This is a genomic window from Ellagibacter sp. (genome assembly GCF_048412355.1).
Lineage (GTDB): Bacteria > Actinomycetota > Coriobacteriia > Coriobacteriales > Eggerthellaceae > Ellagibacter.
Window position 1 is genome coordinate 33,077 of sequence record NZ_DBFSAP010000014.1, and the last position, 19,231, is coordinate 52,307.

The 19,231-nt window shown below is 60.7% G+C and carries 17 protein-coding genes and 1 riboswitch; of the genes, 7 read left to right on the forward strand and 10 right to left on the reverse strand.

Annotation, left to right across the window (positions count from 1 at the left end):
* Positions 1–154: 154 nt before the first annotated feature.
* Both ACMRQN_RS01630 and ACMRQN_RS01635 read right to left on the reverse strand, forming a co-directional pair.
* Entirely contained in the window at positions 155–1,435 is a 1,281-nt protein-coding gene (locus tag ACMRQN_RS01630) for a serine dehydratase subunit alpha family protein (RefSeq protein WP_418733539.1), read from the reverse strand.
* Positions 1,436–1,497: 62 nt separating this feature from the next.
* Complete coding sequence (locus tag ACMRQN_RS01635) at positions 1,498–2,529, reverse strand: uroporphyrinogen decarboxylase family protein (RefSeq protein WP_418733540.1); 1,032 nt, start codon at positions 2,527–2,529, stop codon at positions 1,498–1,500.
* Between the two features lie 375 nt (positions 2,530–2,904).
* On the opposite strand from ACMRQN_RS01635, the gene ACMRQN_RS01640 reads away from it, so the two are divergent.
* Positions 2,905–3,816 (forward strand): DMT family transporter, encoded by a 912-nt coding sequence (locus ACMRQN_RS01640; protein ID WP_418733541.1) that lies wholly within the window; start codon positions 2,905–2,907, stop codon positions 3,814–3,816.
* A gap of 15 nt (positions 3,817–3,831) precedes the next feature.
* Here the strand turns inward: ACMRQN_RS01640 and ACMRQN_RS01645 are convergent, their stop codons facing one another.
* Positions 3,832–4,134, reverse strand: a complete 303-nt coding sequence (locus ACMRQN_RS01645) for a hypothetical protein (RefSeq protein WP_418733542.1) — start codon at positions 4,132–4,134, stop codon at positions 3,832–3,834.
* Positions 4,135–4,469: 335 nt separating this feature from the next.
* On the opposite strand from ACMRQN_RS01645, the gene ACMRQN_RS01650 reads away from it, so the two are divergent.
* Complete coding sequence (locus ACMRQN_RS01650) at positions 4,470–5,681, forward strand: ATP-binding protein (RefSeq protein WP_418733543.1); 1,212 nt, start codon at positions 4,470–4,472, stop codon at positions 5,679–5,681.
* Between the two features lie 162 nt (positions 5,682–5,843).
* Here the strand turns inward: ACMRQN_RS01650 and ACMRQN_RS01655 are convergent, their stop codons facing one another.
* From ACMRQN_RS01655 to thiM, 4 genes are all read right to left on the reverse strand, one after another.
* Positions 5,844–6,116 carry a hypothetical protein gene (locus ACMRQN_RS01655; protein WP_276998692.1) on the reverse strand — a complete coding sequence of 91 codons (273 nt, stop codon included), beginning with the start codon at positions 6,114–6,116 and terminating at the stop codon, positions 5,844–5,846.
* A 102-nt stretch (positions 6,117–6,218) separates the two neighbouring features.
* Positions 6,219–6,923: a thiamine phosphate synthase gene (locus tag ACMRQN_RS01660; RefSeq protein WP_418733544.1), complete on the reverse strand. Its 705-nt coding sequence runs from the start codon at positions 6,921–6,923 to the stop codon at positions 6,219–6,221.
* A complete protein-coding gene (locus ACMRQN_RS01665; RefSeq protein ID WP_418733545.1) occupies positions 6,920–7,357 on the reverse strand; it encodes a thiamine-binding protein in 438 nt (145 codons plus the stop codon). Before ACMRQN_RS01665 ends, ACMRQN_RS01660 begins: the two co-directional genes overlap by 4 nt.
* 1 nt (position 7,358) lies before the next feature.
* The gene (gene thiM / locus ACMRQN_RS01670; RefSeq protein ID WP_418733546.1) at positions 7,359–8,198 is read right to left on the reverse strand and encodes a hydroxyethylthiazole kinase; all 840 of its coding nucleotides are present in this window, start codon (positions 8,196–8,198) and stop codon (positions 7,359–7,361) included.
* Between the two features lie 77 nt (positions 8,199–8,275).
* A riboswitch (TPP riboswitch) is annotated at positions 8,276–8,391 on the reverse strand.
* Positions 8,392–8,902: 511 nt separating this feature from the next.
* On the opposite strand from thiM, the gene ACMRQN_RS01675 reads away from it, so the two are divergent.
* A complete protein-coding gene (locus ACMRQN_RS01675) occupies positions 8,903–9,922 on the forward strand; it encodes an EamA family transporter (protein ID WP_418733547.1) in 1,020 nt (339 codons plus the stop codon).
* Positions 9,923–10,230: 308 nt separating this feature from the next.
* Here the strand turns inward: ACMRQN_RS01675 and rbr are convergent, their stop codons facing one another.
* Positions 10,231–10,767, reverse strand: a complete 537-nt coding sequence (gene rbr / locus ACMRQN_RS01680) for a rubrerythrin (protein WP_417303164.1) — start codon at positions 10,765–10,767, stop codon at positions 10,231–10,233.
* A 552-nt stretch (positions 10,768–11,319) separates the two neighbouring features.
* On the opposite strand from rbr, the gene ACMRQN_RS01685 reads away from it, so the two are divergent.
* Positions 11,320–11,988, forward strand: coding sequence for a GNAT family N-acetyltransferase (locus tag ACMRQN_RS01685; RefSeq protein ID WP_418733548.1), 669 nt, complete (start codon positions 11,320–11,322; stop codon positions 11,986–11,988).
* Between the two features lie 220 nt (positions 11,989–12,208).
* Here the strand turns inward: ACMRQN_RS01685 and ACMRQN_RS01690 are convergent, their stop codons facing one another.
* The gene (locus ACMRQN_RS01690; RefSeq protein ID WP_418733549.1) at positions 12,209–13,540 is read right to left on the reverse strand and encodes an SPFH domain-containing protein; all 1,332 of its coding nucleotides are present in this window, start codon (positions 13,538–13,540) and stop codon (positions 12,209–12,211) included.
* A gap of 81 nt (positions 13,541–13,621) precedes the next feature.
* On the reverse strand, positions 13,622–15,064 hold the full coding sequence (locus tag ACMRQN_RS01695; RefSeq protein ID WP_418733550.1) for a hypothetical protein: 1,443 nt from the start codon (positions 15,062–15,064) through the stop codon (positions 13,622–13,624).
* A 208-nt stretch (positions 15,065–15,272) separates the two neighbouring features.
* Between ACMRQN_RS01695 and ACMRQN_RS01700 the strand changes: the two genes are divergently transcribed.
* From ACMRQN_RS01700 to ACMRQN_RS01710, 3 genes are read left to right on the forward strand one after another with little or no spacing between them, the layout of a single operon-like run.
* Positions 15,273–17,030, forward strand: a complete 1,758-nt coding sequence (locus ACMRQN_RS01700; RefSeq protein WP_418733551.1) for a histidine kinase N-terminal 7TM domain-containing protein — start codon at positions 15,273–15,275, stop codon at positions 17,028–17,030.
* 4 nt (positions 17,031–17,034) lie between these two features.
* The gene (locus tag ACMRQN_RS01705; RefSeq protein WP_418733552.1) at positions 17,035–18,498 is read left to right on the forward strand and encodes a hypothetical protein; all 1,464 of its coding nucleotides are present in this window, start codon (positions 17,035–17,037) and stop codon (positions 18,496–18,498) included.
* Complete coding sequence (locus tag ACMRQN_RS01710; RefSeq protein WP_418733553.1) at positions 18,495–19,130, forward strand: response regulator; 636 nt, start codon at positions 18,495–18,497, stop codon at positions 19,128–19,130. The genes ACMRQN_RS01705 and ACMRQN_RS01710 overlap by 4 nt, the downstream gene beginning before the upstream one ends.
* Positions 19,131–19,231 lie beyond the last annotated feature (101 nt).

The window sequence follows — 19,231 nt, forward strand, 5'->3', positions numbered from 1 at the left end:
CCTCGGAGGGCTGTTCCCCGCGTTCGGCAGGGCTCCCTCTGAGGGCGCATTGCATTGCTGTTCCGCTTTTGTTGCAGCTGGGGCCGCCTGGGCTTGCAGGTCGCGAATCGCTTTCCGCAACCTGCGAGCCCAGCGGCCTCGAACTATTAATCGGCTATTCGGAGTCGATCATGATGCTCAAGATCTCGCGATCGGTCTCCCTCATGCCCTCGCGGGCCATGCGGCTTACGTTGCGGATGGTCTCGTCGACGCCCATGGTGACGATTCCGTCGCCTGCGTAGAACTCGTTTCCATTCTTGAACAGGCGATACCCGAACACGCCCGACTCGAGTGCCATTGCGATCTTGGCGGCACAGGAAGGCTTCGCGCCGTCGCAGACCATGCCCGACACCGTTCCGAGCGAATTGACGATCGTGTGCTCGATTTCCTCCATGCGCCCGCCGAGGAGATAGGCGATGCCGCATGCTGCGCCGGTGCCTGCGCTCACGGCGCCACAGAATGCGGACAAACATCCAATTCCCGACTTCTGGTAGATGCTGATCAGGTCGGACACGGCAAGCGCGCGAAGCATCTTCTCGCGCGGGATGTCAAGCGCGCGGGCGTAGACCACGATGGGAACCGAGGCCGTGATGCCCTGGTTGCCGCTGCCCGACACGATAACGACTGGCATGGGGCATCCGCCCATGCGCGCGTCGCTGCCGGCTGCTGCTGCGGCCTTTGCCTGCGTGAGCAGGTCGTCGGGGTAGGCGTCGGATGCGTAGAGCTTGCCGACGCGCCCACCCCAGTCGTTTTTGAGCCCCTCGCACGAGATGGCGTAGTTGTATTCCGCCTGGCGGCTGAGCATCTCTTTCACGTCGGCCAAGTCGACGGTGTCGGCGAATTCGAGGATGTCGGCAACGTTGAGGAGCTCGGTCAGCGCGTTTTCCCCATCGCTTGGGTCTTCGGTGCGCGTGTCCTGGAGAATCTCGCCGTCGCGTTCGACGAGAACCACGTTCGTGTGATTCTTCGCCATGACGACGCGCGCCGACCCGCCGTTGCCGCCGAACATGCGCACGTCGATGTAGAACGGCTCGCTCGTGTCGGCGAATTCGACCCGGATCTCGTGTTCTTCCAGGTAGCGGGCCATGTAGGCGCGCCCGTCGTCATCGAGGCTGGAGAGCACGTCGAGCCCCTTGTCGGCGTCGCCCGCGGCGATGCCGGCCGCGACCGCGGTTTTCACGCCGTGCTGTCCGCCTGTGTTCGGAACGGTGACGCTATGGACGTTCTTGATGATGTTTCCGCTGACAGAGATGGAGATGCGCTCGGGCTCGCTGCCGAGCACCTGTGCCGCCTTCGCCGACGCAAAGGCGATGGCGATAGGCTCCGTGCAGCCTGTTGCGACGATAAGCTCGTCTTCGAGAATCTGCACGTACGCTTTGTAGGTTCTTTCGTTCATGACGGCTGTTTCCTTCTTGCTGCTCGCTTGTGTGGGCTTGTCCTTGGCGCGCGAATGCGGGGTTAGCGCAGTCCAGCCTCGTGAACCACCTCGTAGATGAGGGAGAACAGCGAGCGGTCGACGTCGAGCGGGAGCGTGCAGCCAGGCCCGAAGATGAGCGCTCCGCCGTCGTTTTGCGCGAGCGTGTCCTCGAGACGGGTTGCCAGGCGGCGTTTGACCTGGTCAGGCGTGCCGTAGAAGTCGTGGTTCTGGTCGAAACCGGTGATGAGAACCTTGTCTGTCTTCCTGCGCATGTCGGCGACGCTCGTCAGGTTCGGGGCGGTGCCGCAGCATTCCCAGTTGAACGCCTGGTAGTCGAGGTCGATAAGGTCGTCCATGTAGAGGCCCTCGTCGCCGTGGACATGCAGCATGGAGAACCAGGTGCGGCCCTTGAGCTTTTTCGCCATGTGCTCAAGGTAGGGCACGACGAACTCGCGGTGCTCCTCGGGGGTGATCAGCGTCGAGCGGGAGAACTTCGTGGTCATGAAGATGCCGTCGATGCCCTTGTCGATAAGCGCATCGAGGAAGTGGTCGTTGGTCTCCTGCAGCGCCTCGAGCGCGTGCGTGAGCGCCTTCGGATCGGAGCGCATGAGGTCGAGGGTCCAGTCGGGGTTCATCGGCGTGGAAAGCTCCTGCACCCACGACAGCGGGTCGAACAGCGTCGCGAGCACCGGCTTTTCGCCCTTGTAGGTGTCGACGATGCGCCCGTCGACGGCGACCTCAGCGGCGAGCGTGTCGTTCGTCGCGTCGAGCACTCCGAGCTTGCCGGCGTCCTCGGCCGAGGTGATGGGATGCGAATGGAAGACGCCGTCCCACTTCTGCGGGTTCGTGGAGAACTCATAGTCGGCGCCATATGCGACGGGCATATAGTTTCCGCAGGTCATAATCTTGATGAGGTCCCAATGTCCAGCGGTTGCCGTGTTGACGGTTTCAGCGTAGAAATCGTCGGCGACAGGGTCTGCCAAGGGGAAATGGAACCATCCCACGATGGGGAGCTCTTCCCCGAGCTTCTTCGTCTCGACTTGCTGCTTGATCAGTTCGAATCCAGTTGGCATCAATGCCCCTTCCCCGCGATATCCTGAAAACCGATATGAATAAAGGCCACGCTTTCCATCATATTTCATTTCCGCTTATAAAGCGACGGGTTTGGGATAATTCAATTGCTGGAAACAATGGAGGTTACCTTGGGAAAGCGCCTGCCCAGCTGTCTTCGCGGCGGAGTGGCTGCGGCCGAGTGCTGCTTGGTCCTGCGCGGCGTTGGGGTTGCAGGGCTGCTCGACGAGCTGCGGAGAGGTTCTTGGCGAAGGGGGTGAAAGGAATAGTCCGACGCTACCCCGCCGACTGTCGCCGCACCGTGTTTGCGTTGCGTCTAGCTTGCTATAATGCCGCAGACGAACGATTCACGAGTGGTAAGGACCCTTTCGAAAGCTATGCAAGAAGCGATACTCTCCCTAAACGCGCGAGGCCGCGCCAAAGGCCATATCCTCGCCTTCCTCACCGTGTTCGTTTGGGGCGTCACGTTTGTGTCGACGAAGGTGCTGCTCACCGTCGTGACCCCGATTGAGATTCTCTTTTTGCGCTTCTCGCTGGGCTTTCTCGCGCTGTGCGTCATCCACCACCGCGTGACCCTCTTCATGGGCGCGCGCGTCGAGGCGCTGTTCGCGCTGGCGGGCGCGACGGGAGTGACGCTGTACTTCCTTATGGAGAACATCGCGCTCACCATGACGAGCGCCTCGAACGTCGGTGTGATCGTTGCCATTGCGCCCTTGTTCATCGCGCTCATCGCCACGTTCGTCACGCGCGAGGAGCGCGTCGGCGTGAAGTTCTTCGCGGGCTTCGTGATGGCGATATCGGGTATCGCGCTCATCAGCTTCACGGGCGCTGCCGCAGGTGACGCGGGGCTTGCGGGTTGCCTGCTCGCCGTGCTTGCGGCGCTGGCCTGGGCAGTCTATTCCACTATCGGCAAGCGCATTGCGAAGCTGGGCCTCTCGACTGTGGCTACGACGAAGCGCACGTTCGCGTGGGGCCTTGTGTTCATGCTGCCGTTTTTGCCGGTGATGGGCTTTGGCCAGGGGGCCGAGGGCGCGGGTCTTGCGGGGCTTCTCGACCCCGTCATGCTGGGCAATCTGCTGTTTTTGGGGCTGATCGCGTCTGCTACTTGCTATGTCATGTGGAACAAGGCGGCGTCAATCGTCGGCGTCGTGAACGTGAGCGCTTACCTTTACCTCACGCCCGTGGTGACGGTGGTCGCGTCCGTCATTGTGCTCGCCGAGCCTCTCACCTGGCAAATCGTGCTTGGCGTGGCGCTTACCGTGACAGGCCTCGTCTTGTCGGAGCGCTAAGGGGCCTCCTCCTCGCTATTCGAAGGGGTGCGACGTCAAGTGCCACCCGCCGCAGTATTCGCAGCGATAGATTTCAAGGCCGCGCGTCCCGCGCTCCTCGCACCATGTGCGCGCTTCTTCTGCCTCGTCCCTGGTCGCGTAACGGTTTTTCTTCTCGCACGACTTCCAGCGCATCGCCGCGTCATGGTCGGCTTCGCGTTTCTGCTCGCGCCGCTCCTCGTTCGCGAACAGATTGTCCAATCCCCCAAGGCCGTTTTCGAGCTGGGCTTTGAAATCGGCCACTTCGCGTGCCCGCGCCGATCGCTTCTTGCTTCCCATGGTTTCCTCCCGTGCTCGCTTTCCCCATCTGGCCTTCCATTATCGCATGTTGCTCAGGTCGTGCTTGCGGAGGTTGACCGATTTGATTGATCGTACTGAGGGTCATGGGCCAGTATGGAAGAGGCAGCGGCTTGCTTTGTTCGCCAATAAGCTTCAAGAACGCGAAGTCCGACAAGCTGATGGCCTCAAATCTAAGTGAAGGTGATTAACCCTCGCTTCTTGACGGCCAATCCGCAACAATAATTATCTTCATAAAGTTTTGCGGTTTTAAACCGCAAAACTAATGATTGGCGAAGAGAATTGCGGTATATTAGCTGCAAATGGAGGTGGTCGCGATGATTTACAGACCTTTATATGTAGATAAGATTATGTCTTATGTTGACTCGCCATTTGTGAAAATCCTTACAGGAGTACGCCGCTGCGGTAAGTCAACGATTCTGAAAATGATTATGGAACAGCTGAAAACGCAGCGAAATATCCCAGAGGAGCGCATTGTCAGTCGCCGCTATGACTCGATGGAATATGAGGATATGACGGCGAAGCAGATGTATGCAGAGCTGAAAGAGCACCTTTTGCCAGGGGGAAAGACATACCTGTTTCTCGACGAAGTGCAGGAAATCAAGGGCTGGGAAAGAGTCGTCAACTCGCTGGCATCGGACTTCGATGTGGACCTGTATGTGACAGGATCGAATTCCCGTATGATGTCTTCCGAGATTTCGACCTATCTGACGGGACGGTATGTGTCTTTTCGCATATTCACCTTGTCTTTTGGCGAGTACCTGATGTTTAAACGCCAATATGCCGAAGTCGGAGAGCCGAAAGCCGAGCTTGCGAACTATGTGCGTTTGGGCGGTTTCCCGGCAACACACTTGCAGGCATATTCTCAGGATGAGGTCTACACCATCGTGCGGGATATTTACAATTCCACGATTTTCTCGGACATTGTGAAACGCAATCAGGTGAGAAAGATTGACCAGCTGGAGCGTGTGGTCAAATACACCTTCAACAATGTTGGCAATACCTTTTCGGCAAAATCCATTTCGGATTATTTGAAAGCAGAGCGCCGCTCGCTGGACAACGAAACGGTTTATGGATACTTGGAGAAGCTGGAAAACGCGTACCTGCTTCACCGCTGCTCCCGCTTTGACTTACAGGGCAAGGAAATCCTGAAAACGCAGGAAAAGTTCTATCTTGCAGACACTGCCCTGCGGTACAGCGTTCTCGGTTACAACGCCGACAGCGTGGCGTCTAGCCTTGAGAATGTCGTGTACCTGGAACTTTGTCGCAGAGGGTACACCGTCAATGTCGGTAAATTTGGCAGTGGAGAGATCGACTTTGTGGCAGCTCGGCAAAATGAAAAGCTTTATGTTCAGGTGACGCAGGAGCTTCGTTCTTCGAAAACGGAAAAACGGGAATACGACCGCTTGCTGGAGGTCCGCGATAACTATCCCAAATATGTTCTCACAACGGATGAGTTCTCGGGAGGGAACTACGAAGGCATCAAGACGATGCACATAGCGGACTTCCTGCTAAGCCCTGAATATTAAACGATAAAATCGAGAAATGCTCGCTTGGCAATAAGCGAGCATTCTGCTTTTCCTGAAGGAAGCGTAGCAAAAAACAATCTGCGTGATTATTATTGCGGTTCATGTAGCGGACTTTTCGACGATCCTCGGGAGAGTCAGTGTGGTCCCGAGGACCGTCGAAAGCTATTCCCCGAGTTTGGACTTGAACTTCCAGTAGCCCAGATCCTTTGCGATTTCGGTGCCTTCTTCGTTGGCCTCGCCTAGCCACACCTGGATGGTCTCGATGCGGATGGTCTCCTTGAAGCCGGTCGGGTCGACCTCGACGCGCTCGTCGAAGAGGTTGCCGGGCGTGAGGAAGCGGGACACGCGTGCAAGAGCATCGTTGAGGTTGTCGAACGTGTAGGTGTACACCGCATCCGTGCCATGGAATTCCTTGATGCGAACCATGTAAGTCATCGCGTGCCCCTTTCGTGCGCTGCGTTGCGCATTGCTGCTGATTAGACGCCGACAACATATCGGCTTCGCCCATTATACCCTTGCGCGCGCTTTGCGGCTGACTCAGCTCGCCTTCGCTTCCCGCCACGCGCACACCAGCTCGCGCGCCGCCGCCTCCGGGTTGCTCGCGCCGCAGACGGCGGACACGACGAAGAAACCGTCGACGCCCGTTTGCGCCACGAGAGGGATGTCCGCCACCTTCACTCCCCCACCGACCACGATGGGAACGGGGCTTGCGACGGCGAGTTCGCGCAGGTCATCGATGCTTTTCGTGATGATAGTGCCGTCGGCTGCAAGTCCGCAGTCGCGCTTGGTGGGCGTTTCATGCAAAGGGCCCACGCCCAGGTAGTCCACAAGGCTCATGTCCGCGGTCTTCACGTACTCGAGCATCTCGTCCGCGCGCGCGGAAAGTCCCACGACCGCATCGGGTCCGAGGAGCTTGCGGCACGCCTCGACGGGAACGTCGGACTGCCCGACGTGCACGCCATCGACCTTCATGCCCGCTTCCCGCGCGGCGAAGGCCACGTCGAGCCTGTCGTCGATGAGCAGCGCGACCTTCTCGCTTGCGCCCGCCCGCTCGATGGCGCGGGCCGCCTCGTCGGCGCAGGCCATGAGCTCGCGCGCCGAGCACACCTTCGAGCGCACCTGCACGCAGGTGAACTCGGCTGCAAGCGCCGCCGAAACGACATCGCCCACGGGACGCCCGCACGTGTTCTCCGGCCCAATGACCAGGTAGGATGAAATATCGAGCGCATCTCTCATGCTCATGCGCGCACCTCCTTGTCTTCGCTGGCGGCAAGCTTGCCGCTTGGGTTGCCGCTGTCGTTAGGGTTGCTCCCGTCCGCTTCGCCGGCTTTGCCGTTCGGGTCGCCTTTGCCGGCAGCCTGCGAACCCTTGGTGCCCTCGCCGTCAAGAAGGGCGTTCACGCGCGCCACTTTCTCGTCCATCATATGGGAGAAGCCGGGGCGCACGTCTGCCTTCAGGATGACCTCGGTGCGAATGCCCTTTTCGGCGAGGACGAACGTCGCATCGCGCACGACGCGCATCACCTCGTCCCATTCGCCCTCGATTTCGGTGAACATGGAATAGGTCCTGTTCGGAAGGCCCGATTCGCGGATGACCTTCACGACCTCGGCGACTTCGGAGGAGAGCTCGTCTCCCACGCCGAAGGGCGCGATTGCCACGGCGATGAGTGTGTTCATGCTAAGCCTCCTCGACGCGCAGCGGGTTGTTCGCGATGTCGTCGGGCGTCGCGCGGTAGAGCTCGTCGATGAAGGCAACCTTGAAGCTCGCGGGTGCGTCCGCCGCAGTTGCCGCGCGCGTTCCCGCCACGTTGTAGTGCGCGACGGCGGCAAGCGCCGCGGTGAAGGGGTCGGCTTGCGTGGCGTAGACCGCGGCCACGCCGCCGAGGGAGCATCCGAAGCCCGTCACCTTGCCCATAAGAGCGCTTCCTCCCGTGGAATTTGCCACGGTCGACCCATCGGTGACCAGGTCGGATTCGCCCGAGACAGCCACTGCGCCGCCGGTGTAGCGCGCAAGGGCCACGGCTGCATCACGCGCAGCTTCCACCGTGTCGGTGGTGTCGACGCCGCGGGCGCGGGAAAGCTCGCTTGCGTCGCCTTCCAGATCCCAAAGGCCTGCAAGCGCGATGATCTCGGAGGCGTTGCCGCGCACGATGGCGGGCTTGGAGGGCTTGAAGCTGCGCAGAAGCTCGGTGCGCAGGCTGCCGATGCCGATGCCGACCGGGTCGAGCACCCAGGGCTTGCCCGCTGCGTGCGCCGCCGCGGCCGTGCGGGGAAGCGTCTCCTCGTACACGGGAAGCAGCGTTCCCATGTTGATGTAGACGGCGCCACCCGCGGCGACGAGGCATTCGCCCTCGTCGGGCAGGTAGACCATGGCGGCCGAGCCGCCGACAGCGAGTTGCGCGTTCGCCACGAAGTCGATGGTCACGCTGTTGGTGATCGACCCCGCCATGGGATTGTTCGCGCGCACCTTGCTCGCCGCTTCTACGATTCCGCTTTGCAACTGGTTCATCTCAATCATGCGCATTCCTTTCAAGGACCCGCTCCGTCTGCGGAGCGTGGCATAAAAATGGGACGCCAGCATAAGCGGGCGCCCCAGATAGAACCTGAGATGCTCCCTACGCCAGCACTAACTGACAGGTTCAAAGGGTTAGGCTTGCGCCCTCTCAGCCAACCGCGCGGTTTCCGCACGATGGGCACCCCTGCATCGAACTTGTTGGGGCAATGGTACACCTAAGTTGGCCGCTGTGCGCGTACATGTCGGGCGGCGGCTATCTCTCGGGCGACGTTGCGGTGGGGTTGCTTCATCTGCTTGGTACCCGGGAGATTTCCGAAAGCCGAGCGTGGCTTCCGCTTCGACTCGCTTTGTGCCCGCCGCCCGTGAGGCGTCTGATTGCTTCCCTCTCTTGCTTTCCACCTGCGAGGCCCCTGCCTTTCTCGTGGTCTCCGCTACCTGGTTTCCGCCCGCTTCTCGGCTCCCCGCCCCCGCCTGTTAGCCTCCGCTCGCATTTGCGCTCGCAACCTGGTATCATCTCTTTCGCTAAAACCTCACGTGGACTTTTTGGGCGTGCTCGGCAAGAAGGCTTCTTTCTCGAAGGAACGGCGACGGGAAGCCGTCTTCTCCTTTGCCTTGGCGGCGCGTCACTTTTCGCCACGTAGCCGAACGCTCGGTTGCGTGGTTTTTCTTCTCGCTCCTCGGGCGCCGATGTGCAAAAGGAGCTCACAGTGAAAACGAACGACATGCCTGCCGCGATTCCCCCAGCGATGCCGGTGGCGAACGCGATGGCCCCAAGCGAGGCCGCCCCACGCAAGGCGACCCCAAGCGAAGCGACCAAAGTGCGCGCGATCGCCACGCTTGAAGTGTTTCTCGGCGGTGCAAGTTATGGTTTCATGGCGACTTCCTACAAGCTTTCTTATGCTGCGGGGTTCACCTCGAATCAAGTCGTCGCAGGTCAAGGATGGTTCGGCCTCATCCTATTCGCAATAGCCTTCGCGGTGTCGATGGCGCGCGGAAAACGCTGGCAGCGCGTTGGTGCCCGTTCGGCGCTTTCGCTCATGGGGTTGGGATGCATCACCTGCTGCACCTCGATACTCTATTGCTATGCGATGAGCGTTCTGTCCGTTTCGGTGGCGCTCACGCTTTTGTTCCAGTTCACCTGGATCGGCACGGTGCTCCAGATCATCTTGACGCGCAAGCCGCCTGCGCTTTTCCAGGTCATCGCGGCCGCAGTCGTCGTTGTCGGGACCGTGTTCGCGAGCGGCGTCTACAAAACGGGCATCGCGGGCTACGATCCGCTGGGACTTGCGTGCGGCTTTGGTGCGGCCATCAGCTGCGCGTGCTTCGTGACGTTTTCCGGGAGGGTGAAGGCTCCCTGCTCGAACGAGCAGCGCGGCATGATCGTGTGCGCGGGCGTGGTCATCGCATCGCACGTGGTGTGCCCCGACTTCATCGTTTCCGGCGCGCTGCTCGACGGCTTCGCTCCGTATGCGTTTGTGTGCGGGCTGTTCGGCATGACGCTGCCAGTTCTGCTTTTCGGCTTGGGGGCACCGCACCTGACGCCTGGCATGTCGACCATCATGACGTCGGCCGAGCTGCCAGCGGGTCTGCTCCTCGCCATGCTTGTGCTTGGGGAGCCGATTTCCGCTGTTGAATGGCTCGGTGTGGCGATCATTCTCGCTGGAGTCTGCATCGCGCAGGTTCGCCTCGGGAGGCGCTCGACGACGACGCCGCTCCCGACCGATTAGCGGCGTTTGTGGGCATGGGCTTGCTGGGAGCGAGGCAAGTTCCCGACCCCCTGTCCCGCTCGGGAGTGAGACTAATCACCTAGCCCCTGCCCCCTTTACTGCCGCCTGCAAAAGATTGACGAGAGTTTGCAAAAACAGCAGGGACCTCGTAAATATTCAGCGAATTATTTCTCAAATGGAACGGTAGTGAGGTCTATCATTTTCAGCTGTGCGAATAGGTCCCGAATGGCTGGAAATCTCATCAAGAAAGCCGCCCTCGGGCGGCTTTCTTACGATGCTTGATATTGGCTTTCGAGATCGATTTCGGCTTAGAAGTTTTCAGCCGAAATTTCGAAGTATGCCTGCGGATGGTTGCAGACGGGGCACACGTCTGGAGCCTTCGTGCCTACGACGATGTGGCCGCAATTACGGCATTCCCACACCTTGACCTCGCTCTTCTCAAACACAGCGGCGGTTTCAACGTTGTGCAGCAGCGCGCGGTAACGCTCTTCGTGGTGCTTCTCGATGGCACCAACCTGGCGGAATTTTTCGGCGAGCTCGGGGAAGCCCTCTTCTTCAGCCGTCTTGGCGAACTCGTCGTACATGTCGGTCCACTCGAAGTTCTCGCCATCGGCAGCAGCGGCAAGGTTTTCCGCCGTGTTGCCAATGCCCTCGAGCTCGCGGAACCACATCTTGGCGTGATATTGCTCGTTCGCCGAAGTCTTGCGGAATATTTCGGCGATCTGCTCGTAGCCTTCATTCTTCGCAACCGACGCGAAGTACGTGTATTTATTGGTTGCTTGCGACTCGCCAGCGAACGCAGCCTGCAGGTTTTTCTCAGTTTGGGTTCCAGCGTATTTGGACATGTTGAATCCCCCTTCTTGGATTTTCAGCCGTGGGCCCTTCGCCCGTGGCGTATACCGCAAATGGTACACCGTCCCAATACGAATTGGTAGGTTTTACCATACTGTTTCCGAATGCTTGGATTTTGAACATAGCATTAAAGTGACCGCGTAGGAACGAGAAAGCTCACGGACTTTTCCCATCAGGTTTGAGAAAGGTCCGGGAGTCTTTCGGCCGATTAGCAGCGCTTGGAATCGAGACAGATCACCCAGCCCTTGTCTCGCTTGGCTCGAAGCTGTCGGTGACGCTGACTTTCGACACACGTTCCCTGCCTGTACAAGATTGACGATAGTTTGCAAAAATAGGCAGGGACCTCGTAAAAATTCAGCGAATTATTCCTCAAATAGGACGATAGTGGGGATTATCTTCGAAAGAAAAGGCTGATAATCTGTCAAGTAGACGATTTCTGCACAACTTATCGTCATTTTTGTACAGAGGTCATCCTGAACCTCGAAGCTGCTCCCCGACTTCGGGCGACGCGCCTGTTTGAATCCCCCACCGGCAAGGAGGTTCCCATGCTCGAAACCGAACGGTTCATCCTACGCCCCTGGTGCGATGCTGACGCGCCGACGCTCTTTCGTTGGGCAAGCGACCCGCGGGTGGGGCCTCCCGCCAACTGGGCGCCGTATGTGAGCGTCGAACACGCCCGCGAGGTTCTCCATGCCGTGTACTGCGCGCCCGACACGTTCGCCATCTGCGCAAGGCATCCCGAGGAATTCGACGTCGCCGCCATCGCGCGCATCGAGGGCGCGGCCGACTTCGGCGACATGACGCGCGGGTTTTCGGGCCGTGTGTTCTTGCGCGAGCGCAAGAAGGTGGCTTCAGCCCCGTTGAACCCCATCGGCAGTATCAGGTTCGTCAAGCCCGACCATGCCAACTGCGCAATCGGAGACAACGATCGGGAAATGGGAATCTGGCTGGCGGCTCCCTTTTGGGGCTTCGGAATCGCTCCCGAAGTGGCGGGCGCGATGCTGCGCTACGGATTCGTCGAGCGCGGGCTTTCCGCAATCTGGGTCTGCAACTTCGTGGAAAATGCGACATCTGCCCGCGCGAAGGACAAGCTCGGCTTCGAACTCGTGCGACTCGAGGAAGCGACCAACCCCGTCACGGGCGTGGTGCGCATGCAGCAAGTCTCGGTGCTCACGAAAAGCTCGTGGGAAAACATGCAGAAGGCAACCGAATAAATCGGCTCATTCGCAAGCAACAAGTCGTGAGCTTTGCCATGTCATCTGGGCCTTCAATTCATGCTGGGGCCAAAACAAGGCTATAGAGTAACTAGCGGGGAGCGTGCGCCTCTCAAAGCAGAAAGGGCAGCCTATCGCGTAGAAGACGATGGGCTGCCCTCCTTCGCGTTTGCCAGCGGAAAATGTCTCGTCAGCGAACGCGATCAGTCTCAGTTCCTCGTTACGGACGCTTCGACCCGCAGTTGCCGCAGAAGGCGCCCGTGTTCTGCGCGCCGCACGAGCAGGTCCACGTGTCGGCCTCGGGCTTCTTCGACCCGCAGTTGCTGCAGAACTTGCCCGTGTTCTCGGCGCCGCACGAGCAGGTCCAGCTGCCAGCGGGCGCGGGCTTGGGCGAGCCGCAGTTGCTGCAGAACTTGCCGGTATTCTGCGCGCCGCACGAGCAGGTCCAGCCGCCTTCGCCGTTGCCGCCGCCGTTGCTGGCAGCAAAGCCGCCACCTGCGGCAACGTTGTACTGGCTTTGCGGCGTGCCGCCACCGCCCTGCTGGTTGAAGAGGCTACCGGCGTTCATGCCGCCCGCCATGTTCGCCATGCCCATGCCCATGAAGCCCGCCATGGCGCCCGACTCGTTCGCGGCAGCCGTGCGCATCGCGTCGGACTGCGCGGCGGCGATGTTCGCAGCAGCCATAGCTGGGTCGCGCATGACCGCGGCCTTCTGCAGGTCCTTGATCATCCGCTCGTCCTCTTCGGACGCGGCGATCGTGTTCACGCCGAAGGAAGCCACCTCGATGCCGCGCAGGTCGGCCCACTTCTCGGAGAGCACCTCGTTGAGGGCGTCGGCGAGCTCGGTGGTGTGCGCGGGCACGGCGGAGTAGCGCACGCCCATGGCGGAAATCTTCGCGAAGGCGGGCTGCAGCGCCGTCAGAAGCTCGCTTTTCAGCTGCGAGTCGATCTTGTCGCGCGTGTAGGGCTCCTCCACGTTGCCGCACACGTTCTTGTAGAACAGCAGCGGGTCGGTGATCTTGTAGGAGTACTCGCCGTTGCAGCGCACCGAAATGTCCACGTCAAGGCCGATGTTCGCATCGACGACGCGGAAGGGAACCGGCGTTGCCGTGCCGTACTTGTTGCCGATGATCTCCTTCTTGTTGAAGAAGTACACGCGCTGGTCTTTGCCCGTGTCGCCGCCGAAGGTGAAGCGGCCGCCCACGCGCTCGAAGGCCGTCTTGATGCGGTCGGTGATCTTGTCGTCGCCGAAGAACAGGCTCGGCTCGGAAGAGTTGTCGAACACGAATTCGCCAGGCTCGCCGCATGCGTCGACGATCGCGCCCTGCTCGACGATGATCATGTACTGGCCGTCGGCCACGGCGATGATCGAGCCGTCGGAGATGATGTTGCTCTCGCCCTTGGTGTTCGAAGAGCGGCCCTTGTCGGAGGTGCGCTTCGTGCCCTTGACCACCAGCGTGTCGGCGTTAAGCGCATCGCAGTAGAAATAGTCGCGCCAAGAATCGGCAAGTACGCCGCCCAGGGCGCCCGCGCCCGCTTTCAGAAGACCCATGATCGTTTCCTTTCCGTCGTTTTGCCTGATCGTATATTCGCTCGGGGCGCACGTCCGAAGCTGCGTGCCCCGTAGTTGCCGCTAGTCGTCGTCCTTGCTGATGCGCACGCGCGTGATGTGGGTCGTCACGTACCGGTCATTGGACCCGGTGAGCGTGAGCCCTTCCATCGTGATGTAGCCCCGCGCGTCGGTCTGCTCGCGGGCCGTCTTCATCTGGTTGTAGAAGGCGATGCACACGAAGGTTGCGATGGCGAGCGGGATTCCAAAATCGACAAGCACGCTCGTGAGCTCGTCGTCGAACTGGAACACCGATACGTCGAGCCCGAGCAAGATCGCCATGCACACGAGGAAGATGCCCAAAAACCACAGCACCACCTTCAAGGGCGACACTGGCAAGTCGCCGATGAAGCGTCCCGTCTGGCCGTTCATGGCGAACAGGAAGTCTTCGTCTTTGTAGAGCGTGTGCAAAAGCCACACGGGGAAAAGCGCCTGGGAAAGGCCTGTGATCTCGCTGTTCGCGTTGATCGACTCCTGCGCGACGTCGTCATACCCGGTCACGGTGGCTTGCAGCTCGTCTTCCAAGCTGCCCTTCATGCGCCGCATGGCGCGCGGCTGGCAGGTGTCGGCCTTCTGGTCGTAGCGCTCGGCGAGGTATCCCGGCAGGTATGCCACGGAGAACGGCACGAGCTCGTCGAAGTCGAACGGCTCGATTGCGTCCATGTGCGCGTCGGGCATCTTCGCCGAGCCGTCGGCGGGAATGCGCTCGAAGTCGAGCGATCCCTCGCGGTACGCCTCGTAGACGTCGGTCTCGGTGACTTCCTCATCGCCCGAGGTGTAGACGCGGATGTTTTTGCACTCGTAGGTCGCACTTCCCTCAGCGTTCCCGTCGTAGAGCCAAAACGGCACGTAGACACCTTGCATGTGCGCGATGCGGTTGCTCTGCACGAATTCTTTGGGAAGGAACTTCTTGCCCTTGTAGTACGAGGTGAGTGCGGAAGTCGCCTCTTCTTTGCTCACCTTGAAGGGGATGATGAAATCGGGCTTCGCCTCGTTTGAGAAGGTGCCGGGCACGACGGCGGGGTTCCCGCAGTACGGGCATTCCGAGACCGCCGTGGTCGCATCGACCGTGACCGCGGCGCCGCAAGAAGAGCACGTGAAGGAGCGCATTCCCTCTCGCTCGTCCTCGTTCCATGAGGCGCGCGAAAGGTACGCCTGGATGGGGTCGCTCGCGTTTGCCGATACTTCTTTCGCGGCGGAAATCGTCTCGTTGGTAAGTACCGATGCCGCGCCTGCCGCTTCGTCGCCCATCCGTTCGAAGTCGCTTCGCTCCCCCGCTTCTGCCCGCTCGGTGTCGCTCTCGGCCTGTGCATCGGCTTTCTGCTGCTTGGCGGCATAGGCGGCCTCGACTTCGGCGGGCGTGAAGGCTCCGCCGCAGTAGTCGCAGTGCAGCTTTCCGTCGGCGCCCTCGAAGTGCAAAGGGCCCATGCATGAAGGGCACTGGTAGTTTACCGATTCAGTTGCCATTGGCTGACCTCCGACGTAGGCGGCTGCAGTTTCATCGTTCGCCCCCATGATACTTTATGCGCACCATCCCGCGCGGTTTCGTTGTCGATTTCGTTGTGCCATGCGGCCAAAAAAACGCGGCTCGGTTGGCCGCGCGGCCATCGTTTGATAGGGCGCTCAAGGTATACTTGGATAAAAGGGGATCGTGCGAGGAGGAAAGGGAGCTCGGATGGGCCGTGCAAGCGGAACAGACCCGCTCAAGGGGCGGATAGTGGCGGCTTGGGCCGTCTTCGCCCTTGTCCTTGGGGCCGTGCTCGCCATCGTCCAGCTGGCTTCCCCGGCGGAAATCCGCTTCTTCGGTCTGCCGGGAAGCGGCCCGTCGAGCACGGCGGGATTGATGATTTTGGCGGGCTCGGGCTGCGTCGCCTGGGGGTTCTCCGTGCATCTGCGCTGCTCGGACATTAAAATTCGAGGCAATTTGAAGATTGTCGCCGCGCTTCTCGCCGCTTGGCTTTTGGATGTCTTGCTGAAATACCCCGTGAAAAGCGATCTTGCCGCCTCGATCATGTGGTACCTCTATTATGTGCCGATGATGTTCATCCCCACGTTTTTCCTGGCAAGCGCCCTTCATGCCGCAGCCCTTGATCGGCATGCCGCATGGCGAAGGGTTGTCAGCATTGCTTGGGTTATCGACGCGGTGTTCTGCGTGCTCGTGCTGACGAACAACTACCACCACCTCGTGTTCGCGTTCGACTTATCCGATCCGCATTGGAGCAGGGATTACACCTATCAGGCGGGTTACTGGTGCGTGACCGCGTGGGCGCTTGTGCAGTACGTGGGCTTTTTCGCGGCGGCATTTCCCGCTGCTCGGACCCAGCTGAAAAGCGCCTTTCTGCCGATGGCCATCATCCTTGGCGTGGGTGCGGCGTACTTTGCGCTGTTCATCGCTCGCAAGGCGGGGCTTTTCTCGACGAACATCGCTCTCGTTTATAGCATTTTGGTCATAGTTGCACTCGAATTATCGCTTGACCTGGGAATCCTTCCCTCATATGCTCGGTATGACCAGTTCTTCTCAAAACTCCCCTTCGATTTGAAGATCCTCTCGCGCGAGCGAGATGTCGTGTACCAAACCACCGCTGCGACTGAGATTCCCGATGCCGTGCGAACGACGCTCGGGGAAATCGAGACCCCGCGCTACGGCATCGTGTCGTTTCGCACGTCGGCTGTCCCTTCGACGCTGTTCAAGGTGTACTCGGTGGTGGGCGGTGACGCGCTTTTGTCCGAGGACATGACGGCGCTCGATGAGCGCAGGCGCCTGCTTTCCGAGCGTCAGGCGAAGCTGCGGCGCGCGAACGCCATGCTCAAGCGCGATCGGGAGCTCGCGATGACCCTCCACCGCCAGGAGGATGCCCGCGCGCTGTTTGCCGAGATCGAGCGCGCGCTCGAAAGCAAGACGCAGCGCATAAGCGAGCTGCTCGACGACCTGCCGCAGGGAAGCCACCCTGCCTCCGCGGCCGCCCGTCGCGAGCGGCTCATGGAGGTGAAGCTGCTCGTTGCGTACTGCAAGCGCAAGGGCGGGCTTATCTTGGCGGAGAAAAGCGACCCCGACTTCAACCGCGAGCGGCTTGAGCTCGTCTTCAACGAGACGGCTGCCGATTTGCGCTCGCTCGACATTGAGTGCGCAGCCCTCGTGGAAACGTCGGGGGTGCTCCCCGCGGCAACGGTGAGCGTGCTCTACGACTGCCTCTACGATTTCGCGGCGGCGGCGTTCTCAGCGAAAAACCCCGTCCTTATGCTGTTCGTGAGCGATGGGATATCGGGCGAGGTGGCAATGCGCGCCGCGCTTGAGTCGGACGGCGCCGCGGGACCGAGGTTCCAGGAATCGCTCGATGAACTGCGAAAATCTCTGATTGCGCAACATGCGGCCTTCACGTTGGAAACGTCGAGCGACAGCGTGAGCCTCTCGGTTTCGCTCGGGGGAAGGTGATTGCATGGGCTTTCTCTTCGAGCTGGATACCCCCGTAGTCGTTGCGCTCGTGATCTCGTTCTACATCGCCGCGGGAGGCCAGCTGCTCCATGTGCTCTTCCTCTCGACGCGCCGCGGTGCGCGCCCCTTCTCGTTTATCAAGCTCTACGAGGTGCTGCTCTTCGTGCATCTGCTGCTTGCGGCGGGAACGGCGAACAGCGTCCACAGCGGCTACGGCGTGGCGCTTTTCCGCCTGAAGGCGTTCTCGTTCCCCGTCGAGTCGCTTCTGTGGATAGACGCCGTGGCGGCGCTTTTGGGGTTTGCGCTGGCGATTGCCTACCGACGCCCCATCATGACGAGCGAGATCGCCCTCATGGCGCTTATCACCCCGCCGTCCATCGACATGCTGGGTCATCTGGTGCCGTATCTCCTCATCGGCGACGCGGTGTTCTTCGTCTTCCGCGTGGGAGCTGCGCTTACCCTCGATGTGCGTGCCGGGCGGCGCTCCGTTTCGCGGCTGTCGATCATCGATTCCATTCGGGCACTGCCCGAGGGCGTCATCTGCGCCGATGACGAGGGGCGCATCCTCTTCATGAACGAGTCGATGCGCTCGTGTCTGACGGCGCTCGGTTTTGCGGGCGACCTTGCCGAGACGCGCGGGGTGTGGGATGACCTCGAAGAGATGGCGAACAAGGCGGAAGGGGGTGCGGACGCGGTTTTGCCGGAAGGTATTCGTCTTGAGATATCCCCCGATGAGACGCGGCTTTTCATGCGCGACCGGGTGCGGCTCGGCCACAAGGAGTACCGCCGGATGGTGGCCTTCGACGTGACCGAGGAGGAGTCTATCAACTCCGACATCGAGCGCATGAACCATTTTCTCGACGTGGCGAACACCGAGCTTGTTGCTGCCGTCGAGAACGCGCGCGAAGTCTCACGCAACGAGGCGATCTTGCGCATGCGCTCGCGCGTGCACGACACCGTCGGCCAGCGCCTGTCTATCCTCCACTGCTATCTGGAAGACGATGACACCGACCCCGAGAAGCTTGCGTGCGTGGTAGATCTCGCTCGCACGGTCGTGGAAGACCTCGCCGAACCCGACGACATCGACGCCGAAAGCGCCCTTCGCGCAATTGAGAGCTCGTTTTCCCTGGTGGGAATTGTCATTTCGGTGGAAGGCCCGCTTCCCTGCCGCCCCGAGGTCGCCATCGCCTTCGTCGACGTCGTCCGCGAGGCCGCGACCAATGCCGCCAAGCACGGGCAGGCGCATCGGGTCGATGTGCGCTTGGGCGAATCGTCAGGTTGCTACACGCTTTCCGTTCAAAACGACGGGGCCGCCGCGCGCGGAGAGGTGCGCGAGGGCACGGGCTTCCCCTCGATGCGCCAGACGCTCGCGCGCGTGGGCGGCACGCTTTCCATCGTATCGACTTCCCCGTTCACTATCGAGGCCCAGGCGCCGTGCGCGCCGCCGCATGAAGGAGAGGACCAATGATCAAGATCGTCATCGTAGAAGACCAGACCATGCTGCGCGATTCGCTCGTTCAGACCATCGACGCGCAGCCCGACATGGAGGTCGTGGCTTCCCTCGCTGATGCCGCCTTCGCGCTTGATGAAGTGGAGAAGACGGGCGCCACCTGCGCGCTTTTGGATGTGTGCACCGAAAACGACTCGAGCGGTATCGTTGCTGCGCGCCGCATCAAGGAATCTCATCCCGAGGTGCGCGTCGTCATCATGACGGGCATGCCCGAGATCACCTTCATCGAGCAGGCCCGCGCCGCGCACGTCGACAGCTTCGTGTACAAAAATGTCGGTACGAACGACCTCCTCGGCATCATCCGCTCCACGATGGAAGGCTATTCCACCTTCCCGCGCGCCCAGCAGAGCATCTTCTCGGACGCGGCGGCGCTGACCGACGTGGAAGTCGATATCCTGCGCCTCGTGTGCGAGACCAAGACGCGCAAGGAAATCGCGCAAGAGCTCTTCTTGTCCGAGGGCACGGTCAAGCGCCACATCTCCGAGATTCTCGCGAAGACCGGCTATGACAACATCCTGCGCCTTGCGGTCCATGCGGTCTCAAGCGGGCTCATTGTCCCGAAAATGCGCGATGAGCAGGAGCCACGCTAAATCGCACCCTTCCCTTTCCGCACGAAATGGCCACGCGGTCGCACTTTGCGCCGCGCTGCGGGCCATAGGGTCGTTGCCGCGGAGGCCCCTTTCCCTCATCA

Coding starts and splice junctions, on each gene's coding strand:
- ACMRQN_RS01630 (WP_418733539.1), bottom strand. CDS start 1,435: ATGAACGAAAGAACCTACAAAGCGTACGTGCAGATTCTCGAAGACGAG.
- ACMRQN_RS01635 (WP_418733540.1), bottom strand. CDS start 2,529: ATGCCAACTGGATTCGAACTGATCAAGCAGCAAGTCGAGACGAAGAAG.
- ACMRQN_RS01640 (WP_418733541.1), top strand. CDS start 2,905: ATGCAAGAAGCGATACTCTCCCTAAACGCGCGAGGCCGCGCCAAAGGC.
- ACMRQN_RS01645 (WP_418733542.1), bottom strand. CDS start 4,134: ATGGGAAGCAAGAAGCGATCGGCGCGGGCACGCGAAGTGGCCGATTTC.
- ACMRQN_RS01650 (WP_418733543.1), top strand. CDS start 4,470: ATGATTTACAGACCTTTATATGTAGATAAGATTATGTCTTATGTTGAC.
- ACMRQN_RS01655 (WP_276998692.1), bottom strand. CDS start 6,116: ATGACTTACATGGTTCGCATCAAGGAATTCCATGGCACGGATGCGGTG.
- ACMRQN_RS01660 (WP_418733544.1), bottom strand. CDS start 6,923: ATGAGCATGAGAGATGCGCTCGATATTTCATCCTACCTGGTCATTGGG.
- ACMRQN_RS01665 (WP_418733545.1), bottom strand. CDS start 7,357: ATGAACACACTCATCGCCGTGGCAATCGCGCCCTTCGGCGTGGGAGAC.
- thiM (WP_418733546.1), bottom strand. CDS start 8,198: ATGATTGAGATGAACCAGTTGCAAAGCGGAATCGTAGAAGCGGCGAGC.
- rbr (WP_417303164.1), bottom strand. CDS start 10,767: ATGTCCAAATACGCTGGAACCCAAACTGAGAAAAACCTGCAGGCTGCG.
- ACMRQN_RS01685 (WP_418733548.1), top strand. CDS start 11,320: ATGCTCGAAACCGAACGGTTCATCCTACGCCCCTGGTGCGATGCTGAC.
- ACMRQN_RS01690 (WP_418733549.1), bottom strand. CDS start 13,540: ATGGGTCTTCTGAAAGCGGGCGCGGGCGCCCTGGGCGGCGTACTTGCC.
- ACMRQN_RS01695 (WP_418733550.1), bottom strand. CDS start 15,064: ATGGCAACTGAATCGGTAAACTACCAGTGCCCTTCATGCATGGGCCCT.
- ACMRQN_RS01700 (WP_418733551.1), top strand. CDS start 15,273: ATGGGCCGTGCAAGCGGAACAGACCCGCTCAAGGGGCGGATAGTGGCG.
- ACMRQN_RS01705 (WP_418733552.1), top strand. CDS start 17,035: ATGGGCTTTCTCTTCGAGCTGGATACCCCCGTAGTCGTTGCGCTCGTG.
- ACMRQN_RS01710 (WP_418733553.1), top strand. CDS start 18,495: ATGATCAAGATCGTCATCGTAGAAGACCAGACCATGCTGCGCGATTCG.